The sequence below is a fragment of the Candidatus Dormiibacterota bacterium genome (genome assembly GCA_036495095.1).
Classification (GTDB): Bacteria; Chloroflexota; Dormibacteria; order Aeolococcales; family Aeolococcaceae; genus CF-96.
In genome coordinates, this window is record DASXNK010000204.1 from 18,765 (window position 1) to 29,916 (window position 11,152).

The following is an 11,152-nucleotide window of genomic DNA, read 5'->3' on the forward strand; positions in this document are numbered from 1 at the left end:
ATGTCTCCTTTCCCTACCGGCGCAGCGCCGGTTGCATCGGTGTGCTCGTCCTCCCGAGGTAGGCGCCGTGGAGGACGTCGACCTCGGATCGCAGCTGTTCCGCCGAGCCCCGGAAGACCACCTCGCCCTTGCGCAGCAGGTAGGCCGAGCCGGCGATCGAGAGCGCCGCGGTGGCAGCCTGCTCGACCAGCAGGCAGGCGGTGCCGCGCTCGCTGTGCAGCCGTCTGATGGTGTCGAGCAGGGTGAGCACCATCTTCGGCGCCAGCCCCAGCGAGAGCTCGTCGATGAGCATCACCCGGGGCTCGGAGAGCAGGGCGCGGCCGATCACCAGCATCTGCTGCTCGCCGCCGGAGAGGCTGCGCGCCGCCTGGCGGCGGCGCTCGGCGAGGCGCGGGAAGACGTCGTAGACGGGGCCGAACCGGCGGGCGGCGTCGCGCCACGTCCCGCCCCGCGAGTACGCCCCCATGAACAGGTTCTCCTCGACCGTCATGGTGGGGAAGATACGGCGGCCCTGGGGCACCAGGGCGACGCCGCGGCGCACCACCTCCTCGGCGACCGGCGCCAGCGGCTCGCCGTCGAGGAGCACCTCGCCCTGGCGCGGCAGCAGCCCGGCGATGGCGTTGAGGGTGGTGGTCTTGCCGGCGCCGTTGGGACCGATCAGCGCCACGATCTCGCCGTCGCCGACGCGCAGGTCGATGCCGTTCAGCACCCGCACCGGCCCGTAGGCGACGGCGAGGTTGCGGACCTCGAGCATCAGGCGCTCCTCCCCAGGTACGCCTCGATCACCGCCTCGTTGGTCTGCACCTCCGAGGGTGTGCCCTGGGCGAGGACCGTCCCGAAGTCGAGGACGGTGATGGTGTCGCACAGCCCCATCACGAAGCTCATGTCGTGCTCGATGAGCAGGATGGCGAGGCCGAGGTCGGCGAGCCGGCGGAGCAGCCCCACCAGGTCGCCGGCGCGCTCGGTGTCGAGGCCGGAGGCGGGCTCGTCGAGCATCATCAGCCGGGGTGCGGCGCAGAGGGCGCGGGCGAACTCGACCACCCTGAGGTCTCCGAAGGAGAGCGCGCCGGCGGGCATCGCCAGGTCGCCGCGGAAGCCGACGATGCGGGCGATCCGCTCCGCCCGCTCGGCGACGCACAGCCGCGAGAGGCTGGGCTCGAACTGGTACGGCCTCCCCGCCGCGGTGGCCACCGCGCAGCCCAGCCGGAGATTGTCGAGCACCGACAGGCTGGCGAAGAGCCGGGGGGTCTGGAAGGTGCGGCCCAGCCCGAGGCGGCCGCGGGCGACGGCGGAGCCGCGCAGCACGCTGCCCTCGTAGGTGATCTCGCCGCTGTCGGGGCGGTACAGCCCGGAGACGCAGTTGAAGAACGTCGTCTTGCCCGCTCCGTTGGGCCCGATCACCCCGGTCACCTCACCGGTGCGCGCCACCAGCGTCACCTGGTCGAGCGCCTGCAGCCCGCCGAAGCGGATCGACAGCCCGCGTACCGCGAGGATCTCGTCACCGTGGACGCGCCGGTCGGCGAGCCAGCCGCCGTCCCGGGCCATGCGCTCGGCGAGGCGGTCGCGCACCGGCTGGAGGCGGGCCAGCTTGGCGGGGTCGATGCTCAGCTCCCCGGGGGTGGTGCGCCCGGCGAAGCGCTGCCGCGCCGCGTCGAGCCGGGTGAGCTTGGCGGGGTCGGCGATCGGGGTGGCGGGACGGGAGCCGTTCTGGGTCATGTGCGCCGGCCCTCGATGCGGCGCCAGATCCGGCCGCCGACCTCGTGGAGCCCACCCCGGGCGGTGAGCACGATCAGCAGCGCCAGGAAGCCGGCGAAGAACTGGTCGTAGCCGACGAACCTGCCCTCGGAGAGCGAGTCGAGGTACTTGGGCACCGTCCCGAAGACGATCCCGGCGGCGATCGCGCCGCCGATCGACCCGAAGCCGCCCACCACCGCGTACGCGAAGTAGAGGACGGCGAGGATCGGGCTGAAGTAGTTGGCCGGGACGACCTGCTGGAGGATCCCGTAGTAGACGCCGGCGACGGTGGCGATGGCACCCGCCAGGCACACCGTGAAGAGCTTGTAGCGCGCCGGCGAGTGGCCGAGCACGGCGAAGGCCATCTCCGAGTCGCGGAGCGCGGTGATCCGGGTGCCGATCCACGACCGGCGGACCAGCGCGCAGACCACCGCGACCGCGAGCAGCGAGCCCATCAGCAGGTAGTAGAGGCGGTAGTCGTCGGAGACGAACGGAGGGCGGTCGATCACCTGGTCGAAGCCGCCCTGGCCGCCCAGGTAGGTCTGGAAGAAGGTCTTCTGGGCGAGGTAGCCGAAGGCCAGGGTGGCGATCGCGAAGTAGACGCCGCGCAGCCGCAGCGCGAACGCCCCGATCACCAGCGAGACCGGGATCGAGGCCACCGCCATGATCGGCAGCACCAGCAGGAAGGGCACGCCGTGGCGCTCGAGGAAGTACAGGCCGATCACACCCATGCCCATGTGGGCGAGGGTGGCCAGGGTGATCTCGCCGATCCAGGCCAGAACGGAGATCGAGAGTGTCGCCATCGCCACGATCAGGCCGAAGTCGAGGGCGTAGGCGGGGCCGGCCCACTTCAGCGCGTAGGGGGCGGTGAGCAGCAGCGGCACCAGGATCGCGAGCCCGAGCAGCCGGACCGCCACCACCCGCGCCGACGGCCGGCCGGGGAGGTGGAGCGTCGCCGTCGAGGCCGGCGTCGCCGGGGTCGCCTCCAGGGTGGCGGAGCGGACCTCGGTGACCGCGCTCATGCCCGCACCACCGCCTGGTCGTCGAGCGAGCCGTGCTGGCGCGCGAAGCGTGCCGCCAGCACCAGCACCAGGAGGATGAAGGGCCAGGCGTCGGCCAGGCCCTTGGCGCCGGGGAAGTAGACCTGGCTGATCGCCTCGAGCAGCGCCAGCCCCATCGCCCCCGCAACCGTCAGCGGCAGCGAGACCAGGCCGCCGATGAAGGTCACGGTCAGCGCCTTGAGGGTGAGCCCGGTGAGCGACTGGTTGTCGAGGAAGAGGATGGGAGCGAGCAGCATGGTGGTGAGGCCGGACAGGCCGAACGCCAGCCCCCAGACCACCGGGGAGATCAGCCGCGAGCGCACCCCCATCAGCCGGGCGGCGGTGCCGTCGTCGGAGATCGCGCGCATCGCCATTCCCAGCCGGGTGCGGCGGAGCAGGTAGGCGAGGCCGCCGAAGACCGCGGCGGTGGCCACCAGCAGCACGATCTGGTCGTAGGTCACGGAGTAGTTGGCCAGCGGGATCCGCACCGTTCTGTCGAGGAGTGGCGAGGGGAAGAGCTGGCCCCAGGTGTTGCCCCACCAGGGGACGATGAACACGAACCCCTCGGCGAGGATGAAGAGGGCGAGGGTGGAGATGGTCTGCAGGTCGGGCCGCCCGGCGAGGCGGCGGATGACGATGCGCTCGAAGCCGAGGCCGATCAGCACCGCCACCACGATGCCGGTGAGCACCCCCAGGTAGTAGGGCACGTGGCGCAGCGTGATCAGGTCCCAGGCGACGAAGCCGCAGAGCACGCCGATGCCGCCGTGGGCGACGTTGAGCACGCCGGTGGTCCGGTAGACGAGCACCATCCCCAGGGCGATCAGCGAGTAGAACGAGCCCGCGATCACCGCGATGATCAGGGTCTGGAGCAGTTCCTCCACGGCGCTCTCCCTTGGTTGGCGGCTCGGATCGACGGTAGCGTCGCCATCCGGCGCCGTCGTCGGTAGCGCCTACCGATTCGGATACGTAGGGCAATCGGTAGCGCCTACGGACGACACCGCCTCACCCGCGGCGCACGATGGGGCGCGGTACGGCGAGCACAGGAGGAGACGGTGTGATCCGATCACGTCCACTACTCGCGGGCTCCGCGCTCGCCCTGCTGGTGGCCGCCTGCGGGGGCGGGAGCACGGCGCAGCGGGCGGCCATCGAGCAGCAGCAGGCGCAGGCGCCGTCGGGCGGCCAGGCCGCGCCCGGCGCCGCCCTCCCCGGCTCGGGCACCGCGCCGCAGCAGGGCACCGCGCCCCAGTCCGGAACCCAGTCGTCGAACGCGGCCGTCCCCGGGGCCGCGGGTGCGGCTCCGGCTCCCGGCGCGGCCGGCGGACCTCCCGCCGGGGTCAGGCCCGCCGGCAGCGTCCCCGGTCCCGCGAAGCCCGGCGCGGGGGTCCCCCAGCCCGGCGCCGGCGGCGCCACCGACACCGGCGTCACGGCGACCACGATCAAGCTCGGTCACATCGGCATCTACTCGGGACCCGTCGGCTCCTTCGGCGCCAACCTGTCGTACGCCTGCCGCGCCATCCTGCAGTCGGCCAACGACACCGGCGGCATCAACGGCCGGAAGTACGACGTGCTGGTGCGCGACGACGCCTGGGACGCCACCAAGGGCAGTGCCGCGGTCCGCGACCTGGTCGAGCGCCAGAACGTCTTCGCGATGGCGTGCAGCCAGTCGGTGCCGACCAACGACGCGGTGACGCCCTACCTCGACCAGCAGAAGGTTCCCAACGTCGGCAGCGACGGCTGGGGCGAGGCGCAGTACGCCGGTGCCTGGAGCTTCCCGGTGGGCGCCTCGGCGGTCAACCAGGCGCAGAACCTCGCCGACTACCAGCTCGCGCACGGTACCCGGAAGGTCGGCGTCCTCTACCTCAACAACACCACCGGCCAGGCCTACGCCGATGCCTACAAGAAGATCCTCGAGGCCGGCGGCGGCCAGATGGCGGTCGCCCAGGCCGCCAACTTCGACGACCCCGGCACCTCGACCTTCCTCGCCCAGTGCCGGGTCAACAACGTCGACACCATCACCACGATGCTCGACCCGGGCATCTTCGCGCGGATGGTGCGCGAGGCGGCGGCGCAGAGCTACAAGCCGCAGCACGGCTACTCCGGCAACGCGGCGCTGTACTTCCAGGTCACGCCCCAGTTCACCGGCCCCACCGCGGCGGGGACGATCGCGGCCATCGACTGGACGCCCGACGACCCCACCGGTCCCGCGGCGGGCAGCGCCGGCTACCGGCTGTACAAGCAGACGGTCGAGCACTACTACCCGAACATCGACCACTCCAACTGGACCAAGGCGGCGTTCGTCGGCGGCACCATGCTCAACAACGCTCTCAAGCGCCTTGGCCTCGACCTCACCCGCCAGCGGCTCAAGGACGACCTCGACCGCCTCAGCGGATTCGACACCGGGCTCGGCCCCCAGGTCAACTTCAGCGTCGGCCATCACCGGTCGAACAAGACCACCTACCTGGTGCAGCTGCAGGACGTGGGCGGGGGGAAGCTCGGCTGGAAGTACATCGCGGGACCGATCGTCAATCCCCATCTCTGAACTGACAGAGCCGCCTCACCGCCGAGGGGCGCCCGGTGACGGGTGCCCCCCGGCGCGCCGAGGTCCAACCCGGATGCGGAGGTGCAACGTGCGAAGGCCGATGCTGGCGGTGTCGGCGGTGGTCCTGGGGGTGGTCGGCCTCCTCCATCCCGTGGTCGCGGATGAGGGGGTTCCGAGCGTCTTCCCCGGCTTCACCGCGGTCGACGCCCACGCCCAGGGACAGCTGGCCACCGGATACCTCTTCGCCGTCGGCGACGAGATGACCCGGGTGGTGGGGGCCGAGGTCGAGATCAACGGTCCGCCCCCCGGCTCCCAGAGCACCGCCGCGTTCATCCAGCGCGGCGCCGGCGGCACCTACGTGTACGGGGTCGCGGGCGGAGGCGGCAACGGCAAGGGCGGGGCGCTGCCGGAGCCGCCACCGGGCGAGGCCGACGCCTTCTTCCCCGCCAATCCCCAGCAGTCCGCCTGGGAGGGGCCACTCACCGGGACCGCCAAGACCCAGGTGGTCGACGGCAGGTTCACGTCGAGGGCGACCGCAACTCCGAACGCCCGGGCCGACGCCGCGGTCACCCAGGTGATCGTGCCCGGCGCGCTGACCGTCGAGCACGCCGTGGTCGACTCGCACTCGGAGCCCGCCGACGAGGGCGTGGTCGCGGAATCGGTCTCGGTGCTCCACGGACTCACCGTCGGGCCGCTGCACATCGAGAGCCTGGCGTCGCGGGCGTACGCGTTCATCGCCGCCCTGCCCTCGCCGCCCAGGGGCCTCGCCCGCACCGTGGTCGAGGGCGCCACCGTGAACGGCACCCCGGTGCAGGTCACCGACCAGGGCCTGGTGGCGGGGGACAAGGCGTCGCCCAACGCCCAGGCGCAGGTCAACGAGGCCATGGCCAAGGCCGGGTTCCCCCAGGTGCGGCTCACCTCCTCGAGCGTCGCCCCCGGCGACGACGGGTCGGTGCACGCCGTGACCGGGGTGCTCCAGGTCATCCACCGCGATCCCAAGCTCGGCACCCAGAACCCGCAGGGCTTCGAGGGTGGGGGCTTCTCCGTGGGTGGCGCCGAGGTCTCGGTGCTCGCCTCCCGCTGCGCCCCGAGCTGCGGCGGCCCGCTCGACCTCTCCGCGCCACCGGTGGCCCACGGCGCCGGCCCGGTCGCATTCGACGCCGGCCCGCCCGGGCGCGGCGACAGCTCCTCGACCGGCTCGAGCAGCACCACCGCGCTCATCCCGACGGGTCAGCCGCCGGCGCCGGCGATCGATCCCTCGACCCCGACCACGCCGCTGCCGCCGGCCGGCGACTCCGCGGCCCCGCCCTCGACCGCGGCGGCACCGCCGGGCTCGCCGCAGGCTCCGGCGGCGCCCCGGACCGCCACCCTCGCCGCCACCCAGCTGACCCCGGCCGACGCCGGCTGGATGCGTGACGCCTACCTGGCGATCGCCGCGGCGGTCCTGACCGTGCTCCTCGCCGGAACCCTTCTCATCCGGTCTCGCCCGTGAGGCCGCGGAGCGCAGCGTAGGGCGCCGTCCCCGGCTCGCCCGGGGACGGCCTCCGGTCAGGCGGTGAGCTCGGTCAGCCGCCGGGCGAGCTCGCCCTTGGAGGCGACCCCCAGCTTCACGTAGACCCGGGCGAGGTGGGCCTCGACGGTGCGCCGGCTGATGAAGAGCCGGTCGCCGATCTCCCGGGCGGTGAGCCGCTGGGCGGCGAGCCGCGCCACCTGCAGCTCGCGCACGGTGATGCCCTCGGCGCCGCGCACCGCATCGGCGGCGCGCAGCCCCTCGCGGCCCCGCGCCCGCAGCACCTCCACCACCCGATCGCGCCGCCACAGAGCTCCGCCCGCCTCGAACGCGCTGGCCGCGTCGGCGAGGGCGTGGAGCTCGGCGGCGCAGCTCCGGGTCTCCAGGGCGCGGGCGCAGGCGACCAGGCTGCGCCCCCGCAGGGTGGCGCTGGCCTTCTCGGGGAGCAGGGTCCCCGCCTCCCGCGCCGCCGCCGCGCCGCGGGCGTGGTGCCCGCGACCGATCGCCGCCCAGGCGCGCCCCAGCGCCGCGTGGGCGTGGAAGAGGTCGCGCTCGGTGATCCCGGCGATGCGGTCGAGCTCGGCGGCGGCCAGCTCCGCCTGGGCGGGGAGGCCGGCCTCGACCGCGACCTCGGCGAGGTCGAGCAGCATCGGCGCGGCGAAGACCACCGCCCCCATCGCCAGCAGGCCGTCGCTGCCGCGGCGGAGCGCCGCGACCGCCGCCGCCAGCCTCCCCTCCCGCCAGGCGAGCACCCCGGCGGCGTGCTGGGCGAATCCCGACGCGACGAACCAGGTGCGGTCGCCGTAGATCCGCGCCGCGGTGGCGACGTCGCGGCGGGCCTCGTCGAGCTGGTCGATCTCGACCGCGGAGAGGGCGGCGATGCAGAGGCCGGCGGCGCGGCGGCGGCTCAGGCCGCCGGGATTCAGCACCACCGCCTCGCGGACGCAGGCGAGCGAGCCGGCGTAGTCGCCCGCCAGCCAGCGCACGTGCGACTCCAGCTCGAGCACGTTGCTGTCGCGCCAGCCGGGGACGGACCGGGCCTCCTCGAAGGCCGCCAGGGACTCGTCGAAGCGGCCCTCGAAGCCGTACGCCCAGCCCAGCGACATCAGCCCCCAGGTGACCCGGTAGAGCTTCCCCGTCCGCCGCGCCATCTCCACGCTCCGGCCGATCGCCGCCTCCGCCTCGGCGAAGCGCCCCTGGTAGAAGGTGGCCGTGCCCAGCACCCCGAGGGCCTGGACGGTGGCGTGGTCGTCGCCGGCGAGCTCGGCCTCGGCGAGGACGGTGCGGGCACCCTCCTCGAGGGCGGGGAGGTCGCCGGCGAGCCCGCGCGCGTAGGCGAGCTCGAGGGCGGCAAGCCGCGCCTGGGTGGGGTCGTCGGCCGCCTGGTACAGGCGGATCGCCTCCTCGGCGGCGACCGCCGCCTCCTCCAGCTGCCCGGTGCCCCAGGAGAGGAAGCTGGTCAGCCGGCTCTTCACGGTGGCGCGCAGCCCCGGTCCGCTGCCGGCGGCGAGCACCGCGTCGATCTCGCGCAGAGCGGCCACCGCCGAGCGGGTGTCGGCGTCGGCGCGGTGGTCGACCACCCACTCCCCCTGGTCGAGGGTGTCGGCCACGGCGAGCCAGCGCGGGTCCCCGGGCGGGAGGATCTCGGCGAGGGCGCCGAGGATCTTCAGCGCCTCGCGGAAGCCGCCGCGCTCCTCGGCCTGGCGCAGGGCGTCGCGAAGCACCGCGATCGCCTCGTCGTCGCCGCTGTCGGCGGAGCGGGCGAAGTGCAGCGCCGCCTCGCCGAGGTGGCCGGCGATGAGCAGCGCCCGGCCGACCTGCCGGTGGAGGGCGAAGCGGGTGGCGCCGCCGATGTCGTCGTAGATGGTCTCGGCGATCACCGGGTGGGCCACCTCGTAGGCGACCCGGTGGGCGCGCTGCTCCTCGGTGACCAGGCGGGTGCGGGTGAGCCGGCGCACCGCCGGGGCGAGCTCCTCGAGGGGCCGGCCGCTGAAGCGGACCAGCTCGCCCAGCTCCACCCGGCCGCCCGCGACGGCCAGCACCTCGAGCACCCGCTGGGCGTCGGGGTCGAGCAGGCCGACCCGCGCCCGCACCCGGTCGGCGAGCTCCTCGGGCAGCACCCGCAGGCCGGGGCGGGGCACCCCGCCCTCGTCGCGCAGCGCGCGGAGCAGCCCGACGGCGAAGAGGGTGTTCCCCCGCGAGCGCTCCGCGACCCAGTCGAGCACGTCCTTGCCCACGGTGCGGCCGAGCAGGTCCTCGGCGAGCTGCTCGACCGCCTCCTCGCCGAGGGTCGCGACGTCGATGCGGCGGAGCACCTCCTGCTGCTCGAGGTCGAGGAGCACCCGCACCGCCAGCGGCTGGTCGGCGAGCTCGCCGGGACGCACCGCCGCCACCACCAGCGCAGGGGTGCGCGAGAAGTGGAGCGCCAGGTACTCCAGCACCTCCCAGGAGGAGGCGTCGGCGAGGTGCATGTCGTCGAGGAACAGCACCACCGGCCGCCGCCGGGCGAGGTTGGTCAGCAGGGTGCCGAGGCTCTCGAGGAACCGGATTCGCGGCGGCTCCCGGTCGGGGATGGCGCGGCGCACCCCGGCGACGCTGCGGAGCAGGCCGGCGAGGTCGTCGAGGAACCCGCCGCAGAGCGACGCCACCTCCTCGGGAGGAAGCTGGCGCAGGTGCTCCTCGAAGGCCTCGGCCCAGACCCCGAACGACGCCACCGTGCTCAGTGGGCGGGCGCGCGCGGTGAGCGTCGTGCAGGTCGCGGCGTGCCGGGCGAGGCACTCCTCGGCAAGGCGGGTCTTGCCCGCGCCGGGGTCGCCGGCGAGCAGGACGCAGCGCAGCTCGCCCGCCGCGCTCCGCTGCCGCTCCGCCTCCAGCGCGGCGACCTCCGCCACCCGCCCCACAAACCTGGGCTTCCCGGCCATGCCTGCCGCCTCCTCGAGCGCGAGAATACGCTCCCAGGGGCGTGGAAGGCGACAACCGTGTTCGGTGACGCGGACCAGGATTTGCTAGCCGCCGTTCACCGCGGTCACCCGGCGAGGCGCGGCAGCACGGCATCGGTGAAGAGCGAGAACGACCGCCGGCTCAGCGGGGCGAGGAGCAGGTGGTCGAGCCCGATCTCCGCCTCCAGCCGCAGCAGCTCGTCGGTCACCTGGTCGGGCGTGCCCCACACCATGACGCCGTCGAGGTAGCGCTCCACCGGGTCGCGCGGCGGCGCGGTGCGGGCCGCCCCCACCGCGCCGAGGGCACGGTGCTCGGGGCCGTAGTACGAGGAGAGCGTCCAGCGGGCGCCGCGGCGGGCCACCTCCTCGGCCTCGGCGCGGGTGGACGCCACCGCCACCAGCCGGGCGACGGGCAGCTCGCGTCCGTCGACGGGGTGACCGTGGCGGGCCAGCTCCTCGCGGTACATGGCGCGCTTGATGCCGATCTCGACGTGGCTGGAGTGGGGATCCATGAGGATGCTGTGGCCCTGCGACGCCGCCCAGCGGATCGACTCCGGGGAGGTGGCCGCCATCCACACCGGCGGATGGGGCCGCTGCCGCGGCTTCGGCAGCACCTCGACCCCGGCGAACTGGTGGAACCGGCCGTGGTGCTCGATCCGCTCCTCGGTCCAGGCGCGGAGCACCACATCGACCGCCTCGCGAAAGCGCTCTGCGCTCTCCGCCGGTGGCACCCCGAAGACCTCGAACTCGCGGAGGTCGAAGCCCCGGCCGGCGCCCCAGTTCACCCGTCCGCCGGAGAGCACGTCGACCAACGCCACCTCCTCGGCGATGCGCAGCGGGTGATGGAGGGCGGCGAGGGTCACCGCGGTGCCGATGCGCAACCGGGTGGTGCGCGCCGCCGCGTGCGCCGCCATCACGTGCACCGAGGGACAGACGCTGAAGGCGTTGAAGTGGTGCTCGGCGAACCAGACGGCGTCGTAGCCGGTGCGGTCCATCACCTCGACTCGCTCGAGCGCCGCTCGGTAGACCTCCTCGAGGGGGAGGCTGCGGTCGAGCCAGCCGAAGAACTGCAGCACCCCGACCTTCACGGCCGCGCCGCCGGCGGGTTGCGCAGCGAGCGGCCGAAGCCCAGCACCGCGGCGCCGAGCGCGGCACGCCCGGGCTCCGACGCGGCCAGGGTGTCGGCGCAGAGCACCCGCATGCCGAGGGCCTCGATCTCCGCGGTCTGGGCGGCGTCGCGCTCGTCGAGCACGAAGCCGTCGACGAGCCCACGGTACAGGCCGGCCACCGCCGCCGCCCGGTAGACCTCGTCGAGGGGGAGGCTGCGGTCGAGCCAGCCGAAGAACTGCAGCACCCCGACCTTCACGGCCGCGCCGCCGGCGGGTTGCGC

General features: G+C 74.1%; 9 protein-coding genes. 2 read left to right on the forward strand and 7 right to left on the reverse strand.

The window, feature by feature from the left end; translation table 11 throughout:
- Positions 1-13 precede the first annotated feature (13 nt).
- The 4 genes from VGL20_20845 to VGL20_20860 are packed head-to-tail and all read right to left on the reverse strand — an operon-like array spanning position 14 to position 3,655.
- On the reverse strand, positions 14-754 hold the full coding sequence (locus VGL20_20845; protein ID HEY2706137.1) for an ABC transporter ATP-binding protein: 741 nt from the start codon (positions 752-754) through the stop codon (positions 14-16).
- Positions 754-1,716: an ABC transporter ATP-binding protein gene (locus tag VGL20_20850; GenBank protein ID HEY2706138.1), complete on the reverse strand. Its 963-nt coding sequence runs from the start codon at positions 1,714-1,716 to the stop codon at positions 754-756. Before VGL20_20850 ends, VGL20_20845 begins: the two co-directional genes overlap by 1 nt.
- Positions 1,713-2,756, reverse strand: coding sequence for a branched-chain amino acid ABC transporter permease (locus VGL20_20855; protein HEY2706139.1), 1,044 nt, complete (start codon positions 2,754-2,756; stop codon positions 1,713-1,715). Before VGL20_20855 ends, VGL20_20850 begins: the two co-directional genes overlap by 4 nt.
- Positions 2,753-3,655, reverse strand: a complete 903-nt coding sequence (locus VGL20_20860; GenBank protein ID HEY2706140.1) for a branched-chain amino acid ABC transporter permease — start codon at positions 3,653-3,655, stop codon at positions 2,753-2,755. Before VGL20_20860 ends, VGL20_20855 begins: the two co-directional genes overlap by 4 nt.
- A 173-nt stretch (positions 3,656-3,828) precedes the next feature.
- On the opposite strand from VGL20_20860, the gene VGL20_20865 reads away from it, so the two are divergent.
- Positions 3,829-5,313, forward strand: a complete 1,485-nt coding sequence (locus tag VGL20_20865) for an ABC transporter substrate-binding protein (protein ID HEY2706141.1) — start codon at positions 3,829-3,831, stop codon at positions 5,311-5,313.
- A gap of 88 nt (positions 5,314-5,401) precedes the next feature.
- Positions 5,402-6,805, forward strand: a complete 1,404-nt coding sequence (locus tag VGL20_20870) for a hypothetical protein (GenBank protein ID HEY2706142.1) — start codon at positions 5,402-5,404, stop codon at positions 6,803-6,805.
- A gap of 56 nt (positions 6,806-6,861) precedes the next feature.
- On the opposite strand, the gene VGL20_20875 is transcribed toward VGL20_20870, so the two are convergent.
- The 3 genes from VGL20_20875 to VGL20_20885 form a co-directional block, all read right to left on the reverse strand.
- Positions 6,862-9,744 carry an AAA family ATPase gene (locus tag VGL20_20875; GenBank protein HEY2706143.1) on the reverse strand — a complete coding sequence of 961 codons (2,883 nt, stop codon included), beginning with the start codon at positions 9,742-9,744 and terminating at the stop codon, positions 6,862-6,864.
- A gap of 104 nt (positions 9,745-9,848) precedes the next feature.
- Positions 9,849-10,850 carry an LLM class flavin-dependent oxidoreductase gene (locus VGL20_20880; protein HEY2706144.1) on the reverse strand — a complete coding sequence of 334 codons (1,002 nt, stop codon included), beginning with the start codon at positions 10,848-10,850 and terminating at the stop codon, positions 9,849-9,851.
- Positions 10,847-11,152: 2-phospho-L-lactate transferase (locus VGL20_20885; GenBank protein ID HEY2706145.1), on the reverse strand; the 306-nt coding region annotated here is incomplete at its 5' end. The genes VGL20_20880 and VGL20_20885, both read right to left, overlap by 4 nt.

Coding starts and splice junctions, on each gene's coding strand:
- VGL20_20845 (HEY2706137.1), bottom strand. CDS start 754: ATGCTCGAGGTCCGCAACCTCGCCGTCGCCTACGGGCCGGTGCGGGTG.
- VGL20_20850 (HEY2706138.1), bottom strand. CDS start 1,716: ATGACCCAGAACGGCTCCCGTCCCGCCACCCCGATCGCCGACCCCGCC.
- VGL20_20855 (HEY2706139.1), bottom strand. CDS start 2,756: ATGAGCGCGGTCACCGAGGTCCGCTCCGCCACCCTGGAGGCGACCCCG.
- VGL20_20875 (HEY2706143.1), bottom strand. CDS start 9,744: ATGGCCGGGAAGCCCAGGTTTGTGGGGCGGGTGGCGGAGGTCGCCGCG.